General features: G+C 37.0%; 23 protein-coding genes, 1 tRNA gene and 1 other annotated feature. Of the genes, 8 read left to right on the top strand and 16 right to left on the bottom strand.

The window, feature by feature from the left end:
- Positions 1-50: 50 nt before the first annotated feature.
- Positions 51-884 carry an NAD(P)H-hydrate dehydratase gene (locus RK01_RS13205; protein ID WP_016173786.1) on the top strand — a complete coding sequence of 278 codons (834 nt, stop codon included), beginning with the start codon at positions 51-53 and terminating at the stop codon, positions 882-884.
- 96 nt (positions 885-980) lie between these two features.
- Here the strand turns inward: RK01_RS13205 and RK01_RS13200 are convergent, their stop codons facing one another.
- From RK01_RS13200 to aspS, 4 genes are all read right to left on the bottom strand, one after another.
- Positions 981-3,347, bottom strand: a complete 2,367-nt coding sequence (locus RK01_RS13200; protein WP_016173785.1) for a phosphoketolase family protein — start codon at positions 3,345-3,347, stop codon at positions 981-983.
- A gap of 270 nt (positions 3,348-3,617) precedes the next feature.
- Entirely contained in the window at positions 3,618-5,504 is a 1,887-nt protein-coding gene (locus RK01_RS13195) for an acyltransferase family protein (RefSeq protein WP_016173784.1), read from the bottom strand.
- 42 nt (positions 5,505-5,546) lie between these two features.
- Positions 5,547-6,422, bottom strand: a complete 876-nt coding sequence (locus RK01_RS13190; RefSeq protein WP_016173783.1) for a YitT family protein — start codon at positions 6,420-6,422, stop codon at positions 5,547-5,549.
- Positions 6,423-6,576: 154 nt separating this feature from the next.
- Complete coding sequence (gene aspS / locus RK01_RS13185) at positions 6,577-8,349, bottom strand: aspartate--tRNA ligase (protein WP_016173782.1); 1,773 nt, start codon at positions 8,347-8,349, stop codon at positions 6,577-6,579.
- 73 nt (positions 8,350-8,422) lie between these two features.
- Positions 8,423-8,628, bottom strand: a binding site (T-box leader).
- Between the two features lie 190 nt (positions 8,629-8,818).
- On the opposite strand from aspS, the gene RK01_RS13180 reads away from it, so the two are divergent.
- Both RK01_RS13180 and RK01_RS13175 read left to right on the top strand, forming a co-directional pair.
- A complete protein-coding gene (locus RK01_RS13180) occupies positions 8,819-9,757 on the top strand; it encodes an aldo/keto reductase (protein ID WP_016173781.1) in 939 nt (312 codons plus the stop codon).
- Between the two features lie 53 nt (positions 9,758-9,810).
- Entirely contained in the window at positions 9,811-10,239 is a 429-nt protein-coding gene (locus tag RK01_RS13175) for an acyl-CoA thioesterase (protein WP_016173780.1), read from the top strand.
- A 77-nt stretch (positions 10,240-10,316) separates the two neighbouring features.
- On the opposite strand, the gene RK01_RS13170 is transcribed toward RK01_RS13175, so the two are convergent.
- The 5 genes from RK01_RS13170 to RK01_RS13150 form a co-directional block, all read right to left on the bottom strand.
- Entirely contained in the window at positions 10,317-10,781 is a 465-nt protein-coding gene (locus RK01_RS13170) for an S-ribosylhomocysteine lyase (protein WP_016173779.1), read from the bottom strand.
- Between the two features lie 107 nt (positions 10,782-10,888).
- On the bottom strand, positions 10,889-11,533 hold the full coding sequence (locus RK01_RS13165; protein WP_016173778.1) for a class I SAM-dependent methyltransferase: 645 nt from the start codon (positions 11,531-11,533) through the stop codon (positions 10,889-10,891).
- A complete protein-coding gene (locus tag RK01_RS13160) occupies positions 11,533-12,678 on the bottom strand; it encodes a cystathionine gamma-synthase (RefSeq protein WP_016173777.1) in 1,146 nt (381 codons plus the stop codon). The genes RK01_RS13165 and RK01_RS13160 overlap by 1 nt, the downstream gene beginning before the upstream one ends.
- A gap of 38 nt (positions 12,679-12,716) precedes the next feature.
- Complete coding sequence (locus tag RK01_RS13155) at positions 12,717-13,646, bottom strand: PLP-dependent cysteine synthase family protein (protein ID WP_016173776.1); 930 nt, start codon at positions 13,644-13,646, stop codon at positions 12,717-12,719.
- Positions 13,647-13,953: 307 nt separating this feature from the next.
- Positions 13,954-14,604 (bottom strand): hypothetical protein, encoded by a 651-nt coding sequence (locus RK01_RS13150; RefSeq protein ID WP_016173775.1) that lies wholly within the window; start codon positions 14,602-14,604, stop codon positions 13,954-13,956.
- Positions 14,605-14,738: 134 nt separating this feature from the next.
- Between RK01_RS13150 and RK01_RS13145 the strand changes: the two genes are divergently transcribed.
- Positions 14,739-14,812 (top strand) — tRNA-Pro (locus RK01_RS13145).
- Between the two features lie 69 nt (positions 14,813-14,881).
- Here the strand turns inward: RK01_RS13145 and RK01_RS13140 are convergent.
- Entirely contained in the window at positions 14,882-15,880 is a 999-nt protein-coding gene (locus RK01_RS13140) for an LPXTG cell wall anchor domain-containing protein (RefSeq protein ID WP_016173774.1), read from the bottom strand.
- Positions 15,881-16,043: 163 nt separating this feature from the next.
- Here RK01_RS13140 and RK01_RS13135 point away from each other — a divergent pair, with 163 nt between their 5' ends.
- The 3 genes from RK01_RS13135 (at position 16,044) to RK01_RS13950 (ending at position 17,896) form a co-directional block, all read left to right on the top strand.
- A complete protein-coding gene (locus RK01_RS13135) occupies positions 16,044-16,643 on the top strand; it encodes a DUF1054 domain-containing protein (RefSeq protein WP_016173773.1) in 600 nt (199 codons plus the stop codon).
- A 562-nt stretch (positions 16,644-17,205) separates the two neighbouring features.
- Positions 17,206-17,559 carry an SGNH/GDSL hydrolase family protein gene (locus RK01_RS13955; protein ID WP_016173772.1) on the top strand — a complete coding sequence of 118 codons (354 nt, stop codon included), beginning with the start codon at positions 17,206-17,208 and terminating at the stop codon, positions 17,557-17,559.
- Positions 17,522-17,896, top strand: coding sequence for a GDSL-type esterase/lipase family protein (locus RK01_RS13950; RefSeq protein WP_244874972.1), 375 nt, complete (start codon positions 17,522-17,524; stop codon positions 17,894-17,896). The genes RK01_RS13955 and RK01_RS13950 overlap by 38 nt, the downstream gene beginning before the upstream one ends.
- Before the next feature lie 123 nt (positions 17,897-18,019).
- On the opposite strand, the gene RK01_RS13120 is transcribed toward RK01_RS13950, so the two are convergent.
- The 6 genes from RK01_RS13120 to RK01_RS13095 all read right to left on the bottom strand — a co-directional run bounded on the left by RK01_RS13120 (position 18,020) and on the right by RK01_RS13095 (position 22,565).
- On the bottom strand, positions 18,020-19,825 hold the full coding sequence (locus RK01_RS13120; RefSeq protein WP_016173770.1) for an FtsX-like permease family protein: 1,806 nt from the start codon (positions 19,823-19,825) through the stop codon (positions 18,020-18,022).
- 12 nt (positions 19,826-19,837) lie between these two features.
- A complete protein-coding gene (locus RK01_RS13115) occupies positions 19,838-20,584 on the bottom strand; it encodes an ABC transporter ATP-binding protein (RefSeq protein ID WP_016173769.1) in 747 nt (248 codons plus the stop codon).
- Between the two features lie 8 nt (positions 20,585-20,592).
- Positions 20,593-20,949 carry a YxeA family protein gene (locus RK01_RS13110; RefSeq protein ID WP_016173768.1) on the bottom strand — a complete coding sequence of 119 codons (357 nt, stop codon included), beginning with the start codon at positions 20,947-20,949 and terminating at the stop codon, positions 20,593-20,595.
- Between the two features lie 384 nt (positions 20,950-21,333).
- Positions 21,334-21,543, bottom strand: a complete 210-nt coding sequence (locus RK01_RS13105) for a hypothetical protein (RefSeq protein WP_016173767.1) — start codon at positions 21,541-21,543, stop codon at positions 21,334-21,336.
- Positions 21,544-21,557: 14 nt separating this feature from the next.
- Positions 21,558-22,136 (bottom strand): hypothetical protein, encoded by a 579-nt coding sequence (locus RK01_RS13100; protein ID WP_016173766.1) that lies wholly within the window; start codon positions 22,134-22,136, stop codon positions 21,558-21,560.
- 9 nt (positions 22,137-22,145) lie between these two features.
- Complete coding sequence (locus RK01_RS13095) at positions 22,146-22,565, bottom strand: MarR family winged helix-turn-helix transcriptional regulator (RefSeq protein WP_016173765.1); 420 nt, start codon at positions 22,563-22,565, stop codon at positions 22,146-22,148.
- A 100-nt stretch (positions 22,566-22,665) separates the two neighbouring features.
- On the opposite strand from RK01_RS13095, the gene RK01_RS13090 reads away from it, so the two are divergent.
- Entirely contained in the window at positions 22,666-24,015 is a 1,350-nt protein-coding gene (locus tag RK01_RS13090) for an MFS transporter (protein ID WP_016173764.1), read from the top strand.
- Positions 24,016-24,132 lie beyond the last annotated feature (117 nt).

Below are 24,132 nucleotides of genomic sequence, written 5' to 3'. Positions count from 1 at the left end.
AATACAAAGTTTGGTTATAATAAAACTAAAGAACTAAAAAAGGAGACAACATGAAAATTTTATCAGAAGCTATTTTAACCACAGTCATCAACAAACGCCCAGCTATTTCCCACAAGGGCACATTTGGACGCGCTGTTTTAATTGGGGGTAACCAGCGATATGGCGGAGCAATTATGATGAGTGCTGAAGCGTGTGTTAAGAGTGGGGCGGGTTTAGTGACTGTTATCACAGAAAAAGACAACCATCCCCCACTTCATGCTCGTCTGCCAGAAGTTATGGTCGTTGATTGGCAAGATGAGAACCTTACTCGTCAAGTGCTTGAAAGTGCAAATGTCATTTTAATTGGCCCGGGACTAGGATCTGAAGCCCACAGTCTCAAATTATTAAAAACCGTTTTATCGTTGCAAACCAAACAGCAGTGGCTGGTCATTGATGGGTCTGCTATCAGTTTATTTGCCCAAGAAAAATTGGCATTAACCCAACCGCACCACACTGTTTTTACCCCTCACCAAATGGAATGGCAGCGCCTAAGCGGCATTCCATTGAAGCAACAAAATGAACAGTCCAATGCCACTTATCAACAAAAAATCCAAGCTACGGTAATCGTTAAAAGCCATCGCACCGAGATTTACACTTCACAAGACTGCTATCGTTGTCCATTAGGCAATCCTGCTATGGCTACAGGTGGTACTGGTGATACATTAGCGGGAATGGTAACCGGCTTTTTGGCGCAATTTCAAAATAAAAGTGACGCAATCTGTGCGGCTGTTTATCTCCACAGTTATATTGGGGATATCTTGGCAAAAGATAATTATGTAGTTTTACCAACCACTATCAGTGCAGCTTTGCCTCACTATATGCAGTATTTTAGTACAAAAGATTAGTCCATTTTTTCACGATAAAAGAAAAACAGCACTCATTTCTACCGCCTGCTTTACTTTGCAGACATAAGAGATGGGTGCCGTTTCGTGTTTAATAACCTATTTCAACTCTTGCCATTGCCAATTTTCAACTTCTGGAATGTCGACGCCATTTTCACGAATATAATCATGATGGAAATTAAGTTTATCTTCCATTTTTTGACTAAATTCAGCTCCTTGTGCACCATAAACTGCCAGTGCAACATCTTGTGCAACATGGAAACGATCCATTTGAGAGTAAACCCGCATGTCAAACGGTGTAGTGATATCACCATTTTCGCGATAACCATGGATGCGGACATTGCGATTGGTACGATTAAAGAAAATATCACGAATCAAACCTTCATAACCGTGGAAACAAAAAACAATTGGTTTATCTTTGGTAAAATATTCTTCAAATTCTTCATCGCTTAATCCTCTTGGATCAACATCTGGGTGACGCAATTTTAATAAGTCGACCACATTAATAAAGCGAATTTTCAACTGTGGAAATTCCTGGTGTAAGATTGTAATCGCCGCCAGCGCTTCCAAGTTAGGTTCAGTACCGGCTGCAGCAATCACAATATCGGGTTCACTATTACCATCGGTGGAAGCCCAGTCAATAATTTTTAGACCCTCTTTTACTAAAACTTCCGCTTCGCCAATAGAATAAAATTGCGGACGAGGATGTTTGGAAGAAACAATCAAATTGATTTTTTCTTCTGAAGCCAAAGTTTCTGCCATTACAGCTAGTAAGGTATTGGTATCAGCCGGTAAATATTCCCGAATAAATTCCGGTTTTTTCTCCGCCAAATGGGTTAAAATACCAGGATCTTGGTGAGTATAACCATTATGATCTTGTTGAAAAGCGGTAGAAGATGAAATCAGATTTAAAGATGGATAATTTTTTCGCCAAGCTTGTTCTTTGGCTTTTCGCATCCATTTAAAATGTTGGGTAATCATGGAATCCACTACACGCAAGAATGCTTCATAAGAGGCAAAGAAACCATGCCGTCCGGTTAAAACATAACCTTCCAAAAAGCCTTCGCTTTGATGTTCGGATAGTTGCGAATCAATTACCCGTCCGGCTGGCGCTAACCATTCATCATATTTTGCTTTTTCAGGTTCTAACCATTGACGATTGGTAACCTCAAAAACTTCATTCAACCGATTTGATTTTGTTTCATCGGGACCAAAAATCCGAAAATTATAGGGATTAGCGGTGATAATATCTCGTGCGAATTTGCCAAATTCAATCATATCCTGCGCCATTACTACACCAGGTTTTTGCGTATCTACTGCATATTCTTTCCAATCGGGCATCTTCAAAGATTGTGGGTCAATGCCACCATTTGTAATCGGGTTAGCTGACATACGTTTAGCGCCTTTTGGTGCAAGTGCTTGAATTTCTGTATTAATTGTTCCGTTATCATCAAAAAGTTCTTCCGGACGATAAGATTTTAACCATTTCGTTAGTGCATCCACATGATCCATGTGTTGTTCATCGATCGGAATTGGTACTTGATGGGCGCGAAAACTGCCTTCAATCGCTTCGCCATCCCATTCTTTTGGCCCCGTCCAGCCTTTAGGTGTGCGGCAAATAATTACCGGCCAATGGGGCATAACTGCATTTTTGGCTTTATCTTGGCGCGCTTTTGCTTGAATTACTTTAATTTTTTCAATCGTTTCATCCATGACTTTCGCCATTTGCCCATGCAAAATTGCTGGGTCATCCCCCTCAACAAAGACAGGATCCCAACCCATTCCTTCGAAGTATTTTTTCAAATCTTCATCAGATTTACGTGCCAAAATTGTCGGATTGGAAATTTTTGCCCCATTTAAATGTAAAATTGGCAATACAGCACCATCGTTGACTGGATTAATAAAAACATTTGAAAACCATGACGCTGCCAGTGGTCCTGTTTCGGATTCGCCGTCTCCTACAACAGTTGCAGCAATCACATCAGGATTATCTAAAATTGCGCCTGTAGCATGAGAAAGTGAGTAACCTAATTCCCCACCCTCATGAATAGAGCCGGGCGTTTCTGGTGCTGCATGAGAGGCAATCCCACCAGGAAATGAGAAAATTTTGCATAGTTTTTCTAGTCCTGCTTCGTCTTGTGTAATTTCAGGATAAATTTCAGAATAATGGCCGTCGATATACGCATTTGAAACCATTACTTGGCCCCCATGACCAGGGCCTTCAATGTAGAACATATTCAAATCATATTTATTGATAACACGATTCAAATGAGCATAAATGAAATTTTGGCCAGCAATCGTTCCCCAATGACCAATTGGGCGTACCTTGACATCTTTGGCTTGAATTTCTCTTCTTAGTAAAGGATTTCCTTTTAAGTAAATTTGCGCCACAGAAATGTAATTAGCTGTCCGCCACCAAGCATCAACTTTTTTTAGATAGGCTTTTGAATTATAATCAACTGTCATTGTCCTACTCCTTTTTTACTAAGCTTTTCGCTTAAGTTTTTTAATTTGTCCTACTGAGATATAAATTATAAAACTCCGTTAAACACACTGCCTTTCAAACAACTTTTGCGCTATTTTCGCCTTAAAAGCAAGCGAATAAATTCTACTTTAATGGTAACACAATCTAGTAATTCTGATGATTTGAACGTCTTTTAAAGATTTTCTCACACAAAAAAACTCCTTTTGCCAAGAAACAAAAGGAGCTTTCTTCTATTAAAAAGTTAGCGAAATTTAAGACTTAATCAAACTATCCACCATTAATTTGACATAGCTTGTTAAGCCATCGGGATTAATATGAGTGCCGTCTTCATAAAACCAATCATTATGATTAATACTGTAATCATACCAATCAATGATCGTTAAGTTCTTATACTTTTTGGCCATATTGGTTAAAGCTGCATTCACCGTACCTTGTGTTCGCACTGTTGGCGCACGCATGTTAATCCAATAAACTTTACGCTCTTGTCCCATGATCGCCATAATATCGGCAAACTGTTGATCAGTAAAAGGACTATTCGTTCCTAACCCAATAATTACTGTGTCATGTAACAATTTGTCATCTTTTAATTTTTGGAGTAAATCAACACTTGCATAAACTTGGCGATTGATTTCCGCATCTACCACCGAATTGGGGAACATTTCATTCAACCCAGCAGCAGCCCCCAGCATGACTGAATCTCCAAAGAAAGTAAATTTAGCTGCATCGGCTTTTTTAACTTGTGCATCGGTCACACCATATTTTTGGGCTAATTCTGAATGTTGCTCGGCCTTTTTGGCAGTAGCAGCTTTATCTTCGGTACTTGTTGTAGTGCTAGCTGTTTTTTCTTTTGCGGTCTTTTTGGACTCCGCTGCAATTTTGCGATTGGCTAAGATTTGTTCTTTCATTCTTTGCTGATTGGCATCCACATGATTAACCGGTGCAATAATAAGTCCCACTAAAGTAATACCCAATATTGCTAGAGTTGGAATTAAAGCCGGTTTTTTCCAACTAAGAATTGGTTTTTTAAACCAACCTTTTACAGTTTGCCACGTTTGGCTGTAATCAAAATGACGCAATGGTTTTTCAAAGAATTGGTAAGACAATTCACTTAATAACATAATTAAAAATATTTCAATAAGAGTGTGTAATAAGACGTTGTCAGCCAAATTTTTAATTTTAGCTTCATAAAAAATCATGACGGGATATTGGTATAAGTAAATCCAATAACTGCGACTACCAATATATTTAAAGAGCGGATTAGTTAGCCATTTATTCAAGCTTGCACCTGGATGAACGACCACCGCAAGTAAAACGACACAAAGAATACTAATTAAAAAGAAACCGCCATAATAAAGAAAACTACTTTGATCACTTAAGAAAAAGAAGCTCAAAATTAATAGTACTAAAGACCCTAAGCCCACACCATTTAATAGTCGTTTTGCTTCTTTAGGAATTCTTTCTTTTAAGTGATTCGACGGCCAAATAAAAGCTAAGGCGCTGCCCATCCAAATACCAAAAACCCGCGTATCTGTGCCATAATAAACACGAGTTGGATCACTACCTGGTTTAAATAAGATTGCCATCCAAATTGCAGAAGCCAGCGCGCCAATCATGACGGCGATAAAAATTTTGCCTCTTTTTTTCAATAGTAGCGTCAAAATAATAAATAAAATCGGCCAAATTAAATAGTTTTGCGCTTCAACAGCGGTATACCAAATATGCGTAAAAGGCGACTCGTTATTGAAACGATCAAAATAAGAAGCACCATTATTAATTTGCCACCAGTTGTTAAAAAATAAAAGACTGCTAAAAAATACCCCACGCAAATTATTTAAAAGATTACGCTGAAATAAGGTAATATAGGCGGTAGAAAGTACCATCACGAGGGCTAGGTTGGGCCATAATCGCTTTATCCGCTTTTTATAAAAAGTTAAGAGACGAATTTTCCCTGTTTCTTGCCATTCTTGATTCAAATGATCAGTAATTAAATAACCCGAAATTGCAAAAAATATCGCTACCCCTAAATAACCACCTTTTACTTTATCCGGTAAAAGGTGATAAAAGATAACGCCTAAAACAGCCAGAGTGCGCACGCCATCTAGGCCAGTAATATATCGTCGTTTTGTTTTTTGTTCCATGACTTCGCCACTTTTCCCACTAAATTCTTCAAAATAATTTTACTACAATTCTTCTTCATAAAAACGCCCCAAAATTTGGACATTTTCCGCAATGCTGACAAAAGCTTTCGGATCTGACTCTCGCATTGCTTGACGCAACAAGGGTAATTCAAAACGCGTACAAACAGTCAATAGAACAGTCTGTTTATCATGTTTATAGGCCCCTTCTGCTTCATTTATAATCGTAATTCCCCGACGCATTTTATCTTGAATGTGATGAATCACAGCATCGGGATGGCGCGTGATAATCGTCACTTGCATTTTCTTTTGTTTGGTAAAAACTGCGTCAGTTACTTTGCCGCTTACAAAAATGGCAATGGCGCTATATAGCGCATACTGCCAACCAAATAATAGCCCGGCAGCAAACATAATCATAATATTAAAAATAATTGAAATCGAGCCTACTGTCTTACCCGTCTTTTTTTGGATAGCAATACTAACAAAATCTAAGCCTCCAGAAGATAATCCGCTTCTTAAGGCATAACCAATTCCTGCGCCCATTACAGCCCCACCAAAAATAGCACAGACAATTGGATCTGTGGTTAAGACTTCTTCTGGCATAATCTGCATAAATAAAGAGGTCAACACAACAGTAATCCCAGTAAAAATTGTAAATTTATGACCAACTTTAAACCATCCCACTAAAAACAAAGGTAGATTTAAAATTAACAAATTTGCCGAAACAGGAAGATTAAAACCAAACCATTCATTTGAAAGGGTGGTAATAATTTGGGCAACCCCGGTAATTCCACTGGAATAAATCTTACCTGGTTGGTAGAAAAAGTTCACTGCAATTGAGGCTAGAATTGCGTAAACAATCGAAAACGAAAACTTTTGCAAATAGTCAGTTACATTGACTTTTTGCGCAATATTTTTCATGATAAAAAAAGCTCCTTATGCCTATAACTAAGAGGCAAGCCAAATCAAAGCCCATCGCAGTAATTCAACTTTCTTCTCGCTGTGTACATTATACGAAGTCTGACCCAAAAAGAAAAGGACAACCCACTAAAGTGAGCGTCCTTTTAAGATTCTTTTAGTCTTCTTCTGTTGCAGTGACTTCAATATTTAATTCAAACAGTTGTAGTGGAGAAACTGTGCTTGGTGCTTGCGTCATTGGATCAGCCGCTTTCCCATTTTTTGGAAAAGCAATAACTTCTCTAATATTATCTTCGCCGGCCAATAACATGACAAAACGATCCAAGCCTAACGCAATGCCGCCAAGTGGTGGGAAACCATAGTCCAAAGCGTCTAATAAGAATCCAAATTGCTCTTGCATTTCAATGCGACCAAAACCTAATGCGGCAAACATTTTTTCTTGTAATTCTCGTTCATGGATACGCAATGAACCGCCGCCAAGTTCATAACCATTTAAGACAATATCGTAAGCTTCTGCATATACTTTGGTTGGATCTGTTGCTAGATATTGAATATCTTCTGCTTTTGGCAAAGTGAAAGGATGATGGGCCGAAACATAACGACCTTCTTCTTCACTATATTCAAATTGTGGCCAATCGGTAATCCACAAGAAGTTAAACTTGCTTTCATCAATTAACCCTAATTCTTTCGCCATTTTATTGCGAACTGCACCAAGAGCTGCTGTGACCACGTTAAAGGAGTCCGCCCCAAACATGATTAAGTCACCAACTTCAGCATCTGTAGCGGCAATAATTTCTGCTTGTTTTTCTGTTAAGAATTTTGCAATTGGACCTTTTAAGCCATCTTCTTCTACTTTAACCCAAGCTAACCCTTTTGCGCCAAATTGGCTAACGTAATGCGCATAGTTGTCCATATCTTTACGGGAATATTTGCTAGCAGCACCTTTTGCGTTTAATGCTTTCACTACTCCACCAGAAGTTAGTGCCATTTGGAAAACTTTAAAGTCGACATCTTTGACAACCTCACCTAAGTCCACTAATTCCATCGCAAAACGAGTATCTGGTTTATCACTACCGTAACGATTCATCGCATCATCATAAGTCATGCGCGGAAATGGCAATGTTACTTCAATTTCTTTTACTTCTTTCATGACTTTTGCAATCATGCCTTCTGTTAAATCTTGAATTTCTTCAACGGTTAAAAAACTCATTTCCATATCCACTTGCGTAAATTCTGGTTGGCGGTCCCCTCGTAAGTCTTCATCCCGGAAACAACGTGCAATTTGATAGTAACGATCAAAGCCTGCGTTCATCAACAATTGTTTAAATAATTGCGGTGATTGTGGTAGAGCATAGAAATGTCCTGGATGTACCCGTGATGGTACCAAATAATCCCGCGCACCTTCTGGCGTAGATTTGCCCAAATATGGTGTTTCAATATCCAAGAAACCTTTTTCGTCTAAGTAATGACGAATTGCTTGGGTTGTTTTGTGACGCATAATGATATTTTGCGTCATTTTAGGACGACGCAAATCAATCGAACGATTTTTCATCCGAATTTCATCACTAATTTCTTGATCGTCTTCAATTGCAAATGGTGGTGTTTTGGCTTTATTTAAAACAGTAATAGCTGATGCGATAACTTCAACTTCACCGGTTTTCATCTTCGGATTAATAGCCGCTGCGTCGCGTAAGATGACTTTACCTGTCACTTCAATCACATATTCACTGCGACATCTATCGGCAATTTCCCAAGCTTCTTTTGATAGTTCTGGATTAAAGACTACTTGTACGATGCCTTCTCTATCACGTAAGTCAATAAAAATTACGCCACCTAAGTCGCGACGTTTTTGTACCCAACCTTTTAAGGTTACAGTTTGTTCTAATTCAGCTTTTGAAACCAAACCACAATATACAGTTCGTTTTGCCATTTTTTACCCTCCATCAAACTCTTTTTTAATCAGCTTCTGGCAGTTTTTGGAATACAAAAAAAGCCCTTGTTCTCACAAGGGCGAATGATCAATCCACGGTACCACCTAAATTTGAAAGTTAAACTTTCCTCAATACCGATAACGTTGGTAAAACGGAAGCGGCTTTGCACGCGCTCATCTCCAGAATGTCTTTGACAAATAAGACTTAAACCACTCTCAGCCACGGTAGTTCTCTCTTAAAAGGCTCCTATTTGCTACTCTTTCTTTCACTGATTTTTACTATTACTGTTAAGCTACTAGAATTACGTGAAAATGTCAAGATTTTTCAAAGTGCTTTTCAAAAAAATTACCGCTACTCTTTTAAAAAATTTAGGAATAAGACGTTTCAATTCAGCTTTTTAGCAGTTTGCTTTAGACTTGTATTAAAGAAAGTAAAGAAAAACATAAACGTTAATAGGAGGTTTTTTTCATGTCAGATGTACAAATTGGTAAATCACAAGTTTACGCATCCACATTAGGGCTAGGTACCAATAAAATTGGGGGCCACAACCTGTTTAAAAATTTGGATGATGAAGTAGGCAAAGAAGTCTTACGGACTGCTCTACGTAATGGCGTTACACTTTTAGACACAGCTTACGCGTATGGTTTTGGACAATCGGAAAAATTAATTGGTGAAGTTTTACAAGAAGCTGAATTTGACCGTGCACGGGTGATTATTGCTACCAAAGCCGCCCAAGTTCCTGGCAATGAAGAGCAATTGGACAATAGCCCTGAATTTTTACAAAATGCAGTGGAAGACGCCTTAAAACGGCTGCAAACAGAATATATTGATATTTTCTATATTCATTTTCCTGATGAAGTAACGAAAAAAAATGAAGCAGTAAAAGCACTTCATGAATTAAAAGAAGCTGGTAAAATTCGGGCAATTGGTGTTTCAAACTTTTCCTTGACCCAAATCAAAGAAGCCAATTTAGATGGTTATGTGGATGTAGTGGAAGACAATTACAATTTATTGCATCGAAAAGCAGAAACCGAGCTCTTCCCTTATTTAGCAAAACACAATATCAGCTTTATTCCCTATTTTCCATTAGCATCGGGCTTATTATCGGGAAAATATACTGCTGACCAAAAATTTGCGGAAAACGATTCTCGCAGTAAAAAAGCCGATTTTACTGGCGAACGTTATCAAAAAATTATTGCCACCATGACCGAAATGAAAATTATCGCCCATCGCAATGATGCTACTGTTCCTCAACTTGTCTTAGCCTGGTATTTAAAAAATCCTCACATTGCTGCAGTTATTCCCGGTGCCAGAAACGTCGAACAAATGGTATCCAATGCTAAAGCAACAGATATTCGGATTAGCAACGACGACTATGAATTAATTGACGATTTATTCCGCTTTTAATCGTATAATATAGAAGAAAAATTACTGTTAAAAAAGTGAGACAAGGAGAAAAAATGGAAAAATACGCTGGTTATGTCCGCAGTCCCCATTATTACGAAACTGATCAAATGCAAATCATTCACCATTCCAACTATATTCGTTGGTTTGAAGAAGCTCGCGTTGCTTTATTGGAACATTTAGGACTTCCTTATCACATTTTAGAAGAAAGTGGCATTATAGTGCCGGTTCTTGGTGTGAGTTGCCAGTACAAAGAGATGATTCATTATGGTGAAACTGTCAAGATTCATGTGAACGTGGAAAAATATACCGGCACGCGTTTAAATTTCACCTATCACATTACGCCGGTATCAGATGAGACGAAAATTCTAACCCATGGTGATAGTCAGCACTGTTTTTTGCAAAGTGAAACGGGACGACTAGTGCACTTAAAAAAAGCAAATCCCACTTTTCACCAACTATTTAGTGATTATGCTAGCTTATAAAACAAAAACAAATAAAAGGCGCACCCACAGTCATTTGTTGGGTACGCTTTTTATTTGTCTACTATTATATGAAGGAATTATTCTGCTGCAAAAACTTCGGACCACTCATCTTCTTTTGCTAAAAATTCACGCGCCAATTCTTGGGCTCCTGTTAACGTATGATTTGCTGCCCAGCCACATTGTTTTTCGTTACTGGCAGGAACTTCTGTTGCATTTAACACATCTTCCATCGTCTTTTTCAAAACAGTTAAAATTTCATTGTAATCATCGTGGTTTAAAACGGTTAAATAAAAACCGGTTTGGCATCCCATTGGGGACCAGTCCACAATATAATCAGCATGATTGCGAATCAATTCAGCTGTCAAATGTTCTAGGGAATGAAGACTTTTCATCTCCATGTGTTCTTTATTTGGTTGTTTAAAACGCACGTCATACTTAATAATTGTATCACCATTGCCACCTGTTTTGCGATCAGCTACGCGGACATAAGGGGCTTTTACTTTCGTGTGGTCTAGATTGAAACTTTCGACATTCATCTTCATATTTTTTGCTCCTTCTTGATTTGTTTTTGGGGAAGACATTTTTTTATTTCATTTTTTTGTTATCACGGCTGCAAAGCTTAAAATTGTCATGTTATCAAAAAAATTCCTCAGCGTTTCACCGCTTCAGCAATCCAAGCAAAAGAATTGATTTGCCAGAATTTCACCGTAAAACCGGCTTCGTGAAAATAGTTTTCCAAATTGGATAATAAAGGATAATATTCTCGTTGTAAATCTGCAGCTAGCGTTTCTTTGCCACTTTTAATTGCAGCTGTAATGGTATCATCAAAGCGCATTTGCGAAACAAACATCGTATCACCAATAATCACTTTGCCACCTCTGGGTAAGAGAACCGCATATTTTTGCAATGCTTGTTTCTTTTCAATCCCATTTAAATGATGAAAAACAAAGTTTGCAACAATTGTATCAATATTCCCATCAGGTAAAGGAAAATTCTCCATATCGCCGGCTAAAAAATTGACTTCAGTAAGTTCTGGCTTTTCTTTAGCCAATTCTCGCATTTCTTTAGAAGGCTCCACAGGGAAAACATTTTTTCCTGCTTTTAATAAAGCCATGGTTAAATTTCCGGTACCACTGCCAAATTCTAACACATTTTGGCCTGCTTTTTCAGTAATCATGGTTAACATTTCCGAGTAGTTAGCAAAAACGTCAGCATATTCTGGATCATGTCCTGCTACAGTCTCGTCGTACTCCTTGGCCCAGTCTTCAAAAATTGGCATAAATTCTAAGCCCATTATTCTCCCACCTTTTCAAAAGCTACTTTTAAATCTGCTAATAAATCTCTTTGATCTTCTAAACCAACTGATAAACGCACCAAACCAGCTTTAATACCAGCTTTTTCCCGCTTGTCTTTTGGAATAGAGGCATGCGTCATGACTGCGGGTACTTCGACTAAACTTTCCACTCCACCTAGGCTTTCTCCTAAAGTAAATAACGTCAAACTTTCCACAAAATCCGTTGTTTTTTCTTCAGCTGAAAGTTCAAAAGAGACCATTCCCGAAAAACCTTGCATTTGTTTTAAAGCAATTTCGTGTCCAGGGTGATTGGTTAAACCTGGATAATAAACCTTTGCCACGGCTGGATGATTTTGTAAAAACTGTGCCACTGCTAATGCATTTCGTTGATGTTCTCGCATTCTAACACCAAGCGTTTTAATCCCTCTTTGCATCAACCAGCTATCTTGTGGTCCTAAAACGGCACCGATGGCATTTTGTAAAAAGCCGATTTTTTCTGCTAATTCAGAATTGTTCGTGGTAACTAAGCCAGATACCACATCACTATGGCCCCCTAAATATTTGGTACCACTATGAACGACAATATCTGCCCCTAGTGCTAATGGCTGTTGAAAATAAGGTGTTGCAAAAGTATTGTCCACAATCGTTATTAAGTGATTGGCTTTTGCCAATGCCACAGCGCCTTTAATATCTGTTATTTTCAAAAGCGGGTTACTTGGGGATTCCAAATATAGCGCTTTTGTATTTGCTTGGACATTTTCTGCAATATTATTTAAATCACTTGTGTCAATGGTTGTATAGGCCAAACCATTTTTTTCAAAAACTTGTGCTAACAAACGGAAAGTTCCACCGTACACGTCATCGCCTAATAAAATATGATCTCCTGGTTTAAACATTGATAACACCGCATGAATACCAGCTAAACCTGAAGCAAAAGCAAAGCCTTTAGACCCCCCTTCCAAATCGGCAATCAATTCTTCTAGTGCAAAACGAGTCGGATTGCCGGAACGAGAATATTCATAGCCTTTGGGTTTTCCCACGCCATTTTGTTTGTAAGTTGAGGTTTGATAAATAGGTACGCTCACCGCTCCTGTCACAAGATCGGTACTAATGCCGCCGTGAATCAATTTCGTATTAAGATACATAATATTTCCTCCTAAAAAATTGGTCTAATAAATTCTTATTAATACGTGGTCCGCGTGTAAATATCCTTTGATAAATAGCGATCACCAGCATCCGGAAAGACTGTCGCTATCAAACTGCCTGTGGGTAATTTTTGGGCGATATTGACGGCTGCGGCTAAAGCTGCGCCACTTGAACTTCCAGCTAAAACACCATATTCCTTTGCTAGTTTGCGAGTATATGCAAACCCGGTTTCGTCAGGGATTGTTTCGTAACCGGCAATGGCCAAATTTTCAAAAAATGGTGGGATAAACTCGACCCCAATCCCTTCAATTTCGTGAGCATGACTTAATCCCCCGTTTAAAATAGATCCTGCCGGTTCAACACCATACAATAAAATTTCCGGATATTTTTCTTTTAAATAAGCCCCTGTTCCCGCAAATGTTCCACCAGAACCAACGCCCGCTACAAAAGCTGTGATTGTTTTAGGAAGATCTGCCGCAATTTCAGGACCCAATGTTTCGTAATAAGCTTTTGGATTACCTTTATTTTCAAACTGCAGTGGCAAATAACTATTGGGAATTTCTTGTGCAAGTTCCGTTGCTCTTTTAATTGCTCCTGTCATCCCCTCGTTTGTGGGCGTATGAACAATAGTCGCTCCCAGTGCCTGCATTAATGCTTGTTTTTCCAAACTAAATTTTTCTGGTACTACAAAAATTGTTTGAATGTCATAGGCTTGGACCGCTAACGCCAAACCAATCCCAGTATTACCTGCGGTGGGCTCAATTAGAGTACCACCGGCTTTTAATTTTCCTTCTTGAAGAGCACGATTGACTAAATACTGTCCAAGTCGATCTTTAATACTACCACCCGGATTTAAAAATTCTAATTTTGCAAAAACTTCTGTACCTGCTGGAATTGGTAACTGCAAATTAGTAAAACGCAACAGCGGCGTATTACCAATCAGCTCTTTAATTTGATTGACGATCATGATTTTGCTCCTTAACTTAAATTGGGGAATAAAAAAAGAGGTACTGACTATTAATCAGTACCTCGAATACTCTAAAAATATACACAAATAGTTACTGGTGCACACAGAACGATTTGCTAACGTTTTAGAAACTAGGTCTAATAATAGGCATGACAAAATGGTATGCTGCAATGTTTTGCACCATACAACAACAATCTGCAATTAAAACAGTTCGCTGTGCCATGTCTACATGACCCCTTTCCTAAATTTGATATCAATCTACCATTGTAGGTAAATCGCTGTCAACAACTATTTTTTTAAATAACAATTAGAACAACATCTGTAAAAAGCGCCATAAATAACGTAACAAGCGATATAAAATAAGGAGAAAGAATAAGTTCCCTAGTACAAAATTTACGCCATTACCGGCTGTTGCTTTTAAATTAGTCCAAGTAAAACGGCGCAAAAAACGGGGAACATTACTGTAACCGTTGCGTTTTAGGCGAAACTTCTCCTCATAAGTCAGCTCCAGCATATCGTAATAGTAAATTGCGAGTGGTTGCATGGTAAAAAAGTTTTTGGCAAAGCCCACTAGTAAAGTATATTGTTTGTTATTAGCCGGTAAATTACGGGCCCCTTTTTTATTAATTGCTACGAGAAAGACATTATCTTTTTTTACATTATACGTGTATTCCGCTTCTTCGATTTGAATAATTTGCGCGTCTGGCTCATTTTGAGATAAAAAATTCGCGTAAACTTCAGGAAATTCCTGCAGCTTTTTAAAAAGCAGCATAACCAAGCCTAAAAGTAGAACAATAATAACGCTATTCACAATAAGATGATCTTTAAAAATAAAACTATAAATAACGATAATTAATAACGCTATAACCGTTAGAACAATGCGCTTCATAAAAAATTTACGATACATCAGCGCAATCGTGCGTTCGTAATATGAAAAATCTTGATTAGCAAAATCCATAAAAGCCTCCTAAAATAGTTTTCAACTAGTATACCCGATGAATGTGTTACTGTCATGAGGTAATTTTTTTACAAATTTATTTAAGCCTTTCTTTTGCAAAAATCATTTTTTAGCAGTAACGTAAGAAACGTTGACGGGAAATAGCTCAGCTTGGTAGAGCACTTGCTTCGGGAGTAAGGGGTCGCAGGTTCAAATCCTGTTTTCCCGATAAAAAATATCCTTGTGATTTTGAACTGTGTGCTGCATTTCAGTCCATCTCACAAGGATCTTTTATTACTTATTTCTTTTTACGGCGATAAAATATAAATGTCACTACTATTATAACCAGAAGACCAATCAAAGAGAGATAAAACATCGGATTATCCCCCATTTTAGGAAGTATTCCGGTAGCTGCTTTGGTACTGTCCGTGGTTTTCATAGTCCCTGTTTCCTTAGAGCTTGGATCTTGATTGGAAGAATTATTTGTTGTTTCAGTTGTGCTTGCCACGACTGGTTTTGTCAAATTCCCTCTAGCTTGAGGAATACCTTCTGAAGCATAACGCGCAATCCAAGCCACAATCCCTGGAAAAAAGCGGCCTTCTTCTGTAAGCATCTTTTCTTGTAAAGGGGTGACAAAATTTAAAATGGCTACCAATTCATCATTACTTAATTGGCGAATTGGAATAAAACTGCTGTTTGTCGGATAAAGATTTCGCAAATAGTTTTGCAATGCTGTTACTTGTGTCTTTAATTCCGCTAAAGAAAGACTGGTAGGATCAAAACTTAGTGCTGATTTTGCAGCTGTAACGTCCACTGTTTTATCTTGATATAAAGCAGTCAACAAACGAACATAAGCCCCCAAGTCCATTCCATAAAAGTCTTGATTTACCCGCGTAAATATTTGTAAAGCGTTGTCTAATTGCTCATCTGTATAGCTTCCCAGCTGTTCAGCTGAGATATTATATTGCCCACTGGCTAATTCATTTCTAATTTCTGATACATTTTGATTCACAGTTTTATTGTCTGCGGCCGCAGGGATCCCTGTTTGTTCTTCAATCCCGTTTTTAATCGCTTCGCCAACTTCCACTGCTTCTATTGTTGTGTCAGTTGTCATTGCGTTATCCTCTGGTGTTATCGCAGAAGATGTAGTCGTTGTGGCCGTACTTTCTTCACTACTTGACGTTGCCAACACTTCAGAAGTAGGTATAACACTTGCAGCTGTTTCTGCTGCATATACATTTGGTCCAGTCAATAGTGTCACTAAAGTTAAAAATCCTAACACTTTTTTCACTCTCATCACACTTCTTTACTTTTATTTACAAAAATATTTCTTTTGTAACGTAATTGTAACATTACTTTTGGAAAATGAAACACCTTTTTCCCATATTTTTAGAGGATATTTACCTCTAAAAATAAAATATGCTATCTTTAACTTATTCATTATAAAAAGGAGTTACGAAATGTTTAACGAATCTAGTTTTGACGTCTTTACTATTGATGGCTTAGATGATCGAATGAGCGCCATCCGCAGTGAAATCCAACCAATTTTCACCACTATTGGACAACCAATTTGCGAAAAGCTGTCGCAAAATTTTAACCGCCCTTTTTATCTGCATATTGCACAACATCGCAGAAGAACAGTCCATCCGCCTGAAAATACATGGGCTGCTATGAGTGAAGGTAAACGGGGCTATAAAATGAACGCCCACTTTCAAATAGGAATTTGGCCAGAATATATTTTTATATGGTTATCCATTATTGATCAGCCAAAAAATCAAAAAGAAATGGCGGAAATTTTACTGCAAAATCTAACCATTTTTGATTCTCTACCAAAAGATAGTATGATTAGTTTGGATCATACGAAACCAGAATTATTGCCATTAACTCCTGAAAACTTAAAAAGTGCTCTAATTCGCTTAAATACTGTCAAAAAAGCTGAATTTCAAATTGGCCGCGTGATAAAAAAAGAAAGCTCTTTGTGGCACAATCCAGCTAAAGCAATGCAATATATTGAGGAAACGTACACCCATCTGTTTCCTATCTATGACCTTTTAACGTAAGGGCAGCATGACTTTTAACATATTTTTTCCTTACACTATTGTTCCTATTTATTTGTTAGAAAACTCCTTATAATTGAGTAATAATCAAAGGGAGTAATTATCATGCACAAAAAAATACATTTATCTTTTGTCCTTATTTCCAGCGTTGTTGTCATGTTACTAGTCGGTATACTATTTTTTCCCACTTTAAATACACAAGTAGAAAGACTGGTGCATAAACTCTGGCTTTTTACCGAGCTAAATGTTATAAGACCGTATTAAAGAGGACATTTTAGGACTAACTAAAATACCCAATAAGATAGTTCATCGCCAATTTTATCTCTAGTCAGCTTCTTGCATCTAGTATTTTTAAATTAAGACTAAAGGAAACGTTCAAAGTGTTCCTTTAGTCTTTTATTTTCCTAGCAAAAAAGTTTAACCTTATTATTAGGCATTAATTACAAAAAAATTTCTTGGAAAAAAAGGATTTATAAATGACGGAAATAGATTTTAATCATTTGACAGTATTCCACTGTGTAGAATACGATAATTTAAAAGCTAACTAGAAAGTCGGTGTCTTAACATGATGGAAGATACTAAAAACCTAACACGCTTAAATCCTCAACTGGCTAGGTTTCAAAACCAGTTATTGCAACAATATGACACAGAAAATAGCACTGCGGATAAAAATCAAATTGTTTTTGTAGGGTCAAGTTTGATGGAAATGTTTCCAGTGGAGAAATTACAAACACAAGAAAATTTGAACTTACCCTTACACATCTATAATCGTGGCATCCGTGCGACTACCACCGCCGATGTACTAATCCATTTTAAAACATTAATCGCTGATTTACAGCCTGCCAAAATATTTATTAATATCGGCTCAAATGATATTGGATTTGGTATTTCAGAAAAGAAAACATTGGCTAACGGCTAACTACGCCACTATTTTAACCAAAGTTCAAACATCTTTGCCGCAAAGCAAATTATATACAATGAAATTTTATCCCATTAATACTGTTGATGACTTTACTGATCCACATACGGGAAAAAGTGGTCGCTATTCTGATGAACGCACCAATCCACTATTAGCACAAACAAGCGAAAAAATTGGTGTATTAGCTAAAAATTATGGTTATGGTTTTATTGATGCCAATAATGGCTTGACCGATAGTGAAGGAAATTTGCGAAAAGGACTCAGCTTCGATGGTTTGCATCTTTTACCAAAAGGCTATGAGATAGTTTTCAATAATTTATTAAAGTATTTAAAATGAAAAATATCTATACTAATTTACTCTTATCAGTAAAATAAGATTCATTTTTATCCTTAAAAAAGACCTAACGAAATTTTAAAAAAATTTTCGTTAGGTCTTTCTTTTATTTTTATTCTTATTTCGTTATTTAATTTTCTTCAAAACAATCCCACTATATAACCAAATCGTGAGTACATAATATAGAAAATATAGGACAAAGAAAATAGTGAATGGAAGTGCAATATCGCCATAGGGTTCACTTAATAAAGTCGTAAACATTTGTAAACCAAACAACACATGTACTACACCAAGAATACCGGGTACAAGGAACAAAATACCAATTTCTTTGCGTAAAGATGCTTTCAATGAACCTTTACGGCTACCAATTTTATTTAACATCGCATAACGTCGAACGTCACTATTAGCTCCAGATAAGATTTTAAACATTAAACAACTTGCCAGCATAGTTAAAAAGGCAATACCCAAGAAAAAGCCCATAAATTCAAAGCCAGAAAATATCCCATTAAAAGCTGTGTAGGCGTCCACTTTTTGCCCAAGACCACCCATCACCGCAGGATCACTCAATTCTTTGTTATTCGTTACATTTTCTGCTGTCAATTTTTTCAATTGTGGCAATGCTGTCATGAAGTCCTTTACATTCACCACTTGTAATTGTGTTACTGGTAAATCGAGCGCCTCAAAACTTTGACGGTCAATAACTTGATGGTCTTTGGTTTTTTGACTTGGTAATTCTAAAGAGCGTAAACCATCCATAGCCTGCACATCTGCAGCTAATGTATTACCGTCATATTCCACTTTTTTCGCTGTATTTTTTTCATAAATTACCGCAGTCAGCGGGTGTGAATTAAACTCATCTTTTAGATAATAAACAGTTTTATCATCTTCTTTTTGCAAGTAAATTGTATTTTCAGTTGGTTTCAATGCTTCTACTTGTTCTTGATTTGAATTTTGAGCATTATTTAAAACCAAATCATAAGGTGAGGTTTGGGCGGTCATTTTAGGAATCTCATTGCGAAAACCTAATCCGACGGTTAACGCCCCTAAAGCTAATGCAAATAGCATGGCTACCATTGACAACATTCGTGTATAATCTTGGATACGGAAACTTAATTGGGAGAAGGTAAAGCCATTCAAGTTTTTTAAAACTAAGCGGTCAGAGCGTTTTAAAAGTTGCAAAATAAAAATCAAAACACCATGGAAAACCAAGTATGTTCCCAAAATAATCGTAACTAAGGCGATTACTAATGCTGGTAACCCTATTTCATTTGCTTGGGTCATCATCCAGTAACCGACTGCTAAAAAGGCAATCCCACAAAGAGCTTCAACAAATAATAAACTATTTTTACGTTGACTCTTGGTTGGTGTTTCACTAGCTCGTAATAAAGTTAAAATCGGTTTTTTAATCATTGAACCAGCGTTAATTATCGCAGATACTAAAAATAAAATAATGAAAAAGATAAAGGTGATCATTAAAGCTTCTGTATTAAAGGGTGAAAAGTGTTGGACTTGAACATCTAATTGTTTTGTTAATAACTGATTGACAATACCTGACAACCCAACCCCAATTGCAGAACCCACAATTGTTGCTAAGATACCAATAAACAGTGTTTCTACAAAAATGAGCTGTGCAATTTTACGTCCTTTTGCCCCCAACATCATAAACATGGCATAATCTTTTTGCCGCATTGTCATCAAAAATGAATTAGCATACAGAATATAGACCAATGTAATAATAGCCAATAACACAGAGCCGAGATGAAAAATCATTACAACAGATGAGATAATCGAGTTACTTTCTAAAAAGGCTTTGTTGGTTGCCATTGATTCAAACATATAAAATATCGCCGAAGCCATTACTAAACCGGAAAATAGGACTAAATAATCCCGTAATTTTCCTTTAATACCTGTAAGAGATAATTTCCAAAGCATCTAAATTCCCCCTTACTGTTCAGCTAGAAGCGCTAAAATTTCACGATAAAATTCTTCTCGCGTCTGCTCGTCTCGTTTAAGTTCTTGATGAATCACACCATCTTTAATAAATAAAATACGTTGACAATAACTTGCTGAAAAAGGATCATGTGTGACTAATAAAATAGAAACGCGATCTTTTTCATTTAATTCTTCCATCGTATCCAATAAATCGCGCGCACTTTTGGAATCAAGGGCACCTGTTGGTTCATCCCCTAGTAAAATTGTTGGCTGTGTAACCAACGCCCGTGCAGAAGCAACCCGTTGTTTTTGTCCGCCAGAAATGGCAGCAGGATAGCTATCTAAAATATGCGTAATGGACAATCGTTCCGCAATTTTTTTCACTCGCTGTTTAATTTCTTTGGGTTTTACTCCTTGTAATGACAAGGGCACTGCGATATTTTCTGCTGCTGTCATATTTTCTAATAAATTGAAATCTTGGAAAATAAAGCCAATTTCTTCACTTCTGAAATCTGCTAATTGGTTTCCCTTTAATTTCGTTACATCTTTTTGATTGATGGTAACTTTGCCGGAGGTTGGTTTATCCAACGTTGATAAAATATTTAATAACGTGGATTTCCCAGAACCAGAAGCCCCCATAATCCCAACGAATTCACCTTTTTCCACATCAAAAGAGATTCCTTTTAATGCTTCTGTTTTCTTCTGATTCCCTGAACCATAAGTTTTTTTGACGTTTTTGATTTCTACTATATTTTCCATGACTTCTCCTAATCTAATTTTTCTTTTGCCGCATTGGGTAATTCAGATTTTGTGACTTCTTCATATGAAGTGACACCTTTATTTTTATTCCAAGTTATTTTTAAATAGGCATTCTTTCTTAAAGGACGATCTTTAAATGCATTAAAGTCCATTTGTTTTTCATTACCGTCTTTATCATAACCAGGTAAAGAGTATTTATATTGTGTGACATTTTCACCAGCATCCGCTTTGACATCTTCTCTTTGTCCATCGGTTGTGATTTTTACATAATATTGTTCGCCACCCATGATAAAGTAGTCGGCTACTTTTAGGCCTACAAAGCCAATCCCTAAAAGTGCAACCAGAACAATAAGTAATTTTTTCATATTCTTTCATTCCTTTCATTTATACTTTTATTATAGGCCTTATCAAAAAACCGCGACATTTATTTAACTATCAAAAAACTAACATTACTGTCATTTCAAAAATTTAATCTTCAAAGACCCAATTCTTCCTCAAGCTTCAAAAATCAAAAGTTAACATTTTTAACACAAAAAATAGCGAGAACACTCTTACGACCTTCGTAAAAGAATTTTCGCTACTTCCTGCTATCTTAATATACATGGCGATAACTTCATTCAAAAAAATTTTTCCCGTTAGCAATAACTAAAGTTAACATTCCAATAATGTATAGAAACTTTCTAGTTGACCTATTTTGTCACAAGACTACACTTGGTTATCCTTATACTTTAATTTGTTTATACTTCTTCTTACCATTCAAAATCATCTAGTTCTTCTTCTAGCTTATGAATTTGCGCTTCCAGCATTTGCAATTCTGCTTTAATTTCTTCTAATGTGGCACCGCTAGCACTATAGCCTTTATAGTAAGCTGTCATGTAATCAGTTTCTTCTAGTCGTTGGAGCTGATCGCGCAACTGACCTAAAAGCACTAAGTTGTTTTCATATTGCAATTCATTCATCTTACTCACCTCATCTAAGCTAATGCATTTGGGCTATTTAATTGCGGTCCTTTTCCTTCTCTGGCTAGCACCCAATCGTCATTATCCCACATTTCAGTTTTACGACGACCACGAAAATAATCCCAGCGTGAATCAATCTCCATCTCAATTAATTGACCATTTCCCGCTAATGTCACCCAATTGTAGCTGCCATTGGTATGACCAAATTTAATCCACAAAACCGGAAACTGATGAATTTTTTTATCATCTCCAATAAACTCCCGTTGTTGGTGCTCAATGCGAATAAATGATAATCCTCTTGCATAACTGCGATTACTTTTAGCAAAAATATCTTCGGCAATGGCGCGTGCCCGCTCAGGTGACGGTAATTTACCTTCAGGAACTACCGCAAGATTTTTAACACTAACTAAAGTATCTTTCAAAAAAACCGCAATAATCCGGGGGCCATTTTCTTCAAAAACTCCATCTTTTTGAAACCGCAAAATAGTTACCTTGTGGCGATTACGAGTTTCATGCCGTTCTTCTGCTAATTGATAGTCATCTGGAATTGTAACAATTTTATTTAGTAATTCTGTATTTTTCATGGTAGTCATTCTTTCAACCTAATCACTTAACTTATTAAGTGAGTCGATAAACGATTTTTGTTCCTCGGTGTTTAAAGGAGCAAAAAACGCTGTGTTCGCTTGTTGTAATGCTTCAATAATAATAGGATATATCGCTTGTCCTTCTTGTGTTAGCGAAAGAACGTAGCCTCTACGGTCATTGGGATTTTCTTTTCGTTTTAAATACTGGCTATCGATTAGTTTTTTTATAGCCCGTGTGACATTGCTCGCATTGACCCCTGTCAGTTGAACCAATTTTTCTTGTGGCAAATCTCCATAGTCATGTAGTTTTAAAATGTAATAATATAAACTGGAGTTTAATTGATGTGGAGCAAGATAATTATCTACTAATTTAATATAGCGACGACTAACACTAGCTAATTGTTTTAAACTATCACTTTCATTTTTATCGTTCTCCATCGGCTGCACTTCCTTTTGCAGTTTTATTTACTTGCGCAAGCAAATAATAAATCATATAATGAACTTCGTCAAATAAATTGTTTTACAGGAGGAATTGGTATTGAACCAAACAAAGACAAAATGGATGGTTATCGCAATTTATATCGCTACATTAATAACTGCAATTGAAGCCACGATTGTAGTAACTGCCACCAGAGCGATTACCAATGACTTGGGAAATCCCAATCTCACTGCTCTCATTTTTTCAACGTATCTTTTTTCAAGCGCCTTGGCAACGCCAATTTTTGGAGGAATGGCAGATAATTATGGTAAAAAAAGAATTTTTCAAACTGGTTTATTACTCTTTTTATTAGGTACAACCTTATGTGGCTTTGCCCCTTCTAGTTGGTTTTTACTGACAGCTCGTGTTATCCAAGGAATCGGTGCAGGTGGAATCATGCCGATGACTTTTGCGTTAAGTGGTGAGTTATTTGACCTTTCAACCCGCGGAAAAGTGATGGGCTTAAATAATTCAGCTTGGGGAATTGCCTCGCTTATTGCCCCTTTGCTGGGTGGAGTCATTTTAAGTCAACTTAGCTGGCACTGGATCTTTTTTATTAATATTCCCTTTATCTTAATTGTTTTAACGTTAGTTCAACTATTTTATCAAGAAGAAAAAATGTATGCTCCTTCTTCTCAAAATAGTTTTGTGCAATATAGTGCGCTTATTGTCAGTCTACTGATTACCTTAAGTGGCATCCAGTTGTTGGCGAGCCAAATATTTATAGGGGGCGCGCTTTTAATTTTAGGATTGCTGACACTTTTTCTTTTTTATCGACAAGAAACGAAAACAACGGTTCCGATTGTCCCAATTCAAACCATTCAGATTCGTAATTTTCGTTTACTTACAATTTGTGTCTTCCTAATTAATGGCGCTTTAATTGGCTTTCAAGTTTATCTACCGCTGTGGGTGCAAACTGAATTACATCTATCCACTACATTAGGTGGTCTTGCACTTTTACCATCCTCTATCTTTTTTATTCTTGGTTCTTATTATTCAGGCAAATTACTCTTACGTTATAAACAAAAAAAGCTCCTGCAACTTGTCTTAGCGGGTGCTCTGGCTGGCTTTTTAATTCTCAGTTTCCTACCCAATACAACTGGTTACAGTGCTTTATTGTTACTATCAAGTTTTCTTGGCTTTTTCATTGGCACGGGGGTTACTGTCAGTGTAATTTCCGCTCAAGCTTATGCGACTCAAGAAAATTTAAGTAGTGTTTCTGGCTTTATTACACTTTGCCGCACCTTGGGTCAAAGTTTTCTAGTAACAATTTTAGGTGTCATTAACCAGCGCAGTTTTCTAGCACAAAACCAACATATCGCAGGCTATCATCATGTTTATCTTACTGTAAGTATTATCTTCATTTTTTTACTACTAGTAGTAAGTCGCTCTTCTAGGTCAGATGGGTAAGAAAATAGTATGTACGCATCTTGCGGATTACTCAGTTAATCTATCAGGTTAATAAAAAAGACTCCTCAGAGAAATGCCTCACTAAGTTAGTTTTTCTAACTTAGGAGATCTATTTCA

The sequence above is a fragment of the Enterococcus dispar ATCC 51266 genome (genome assembly GCF_000406945.1).
GTDB classification, from domain to species: domain Bacteria; phylum Bacillota; class Bacilli; order Lactobacillales; family Enterococcaceae; genus Enterococcus_C; species Enterococcus_C dispar.
This window is presented reverse-complemented; position numbering and strand designations above follow the sequence as displayed.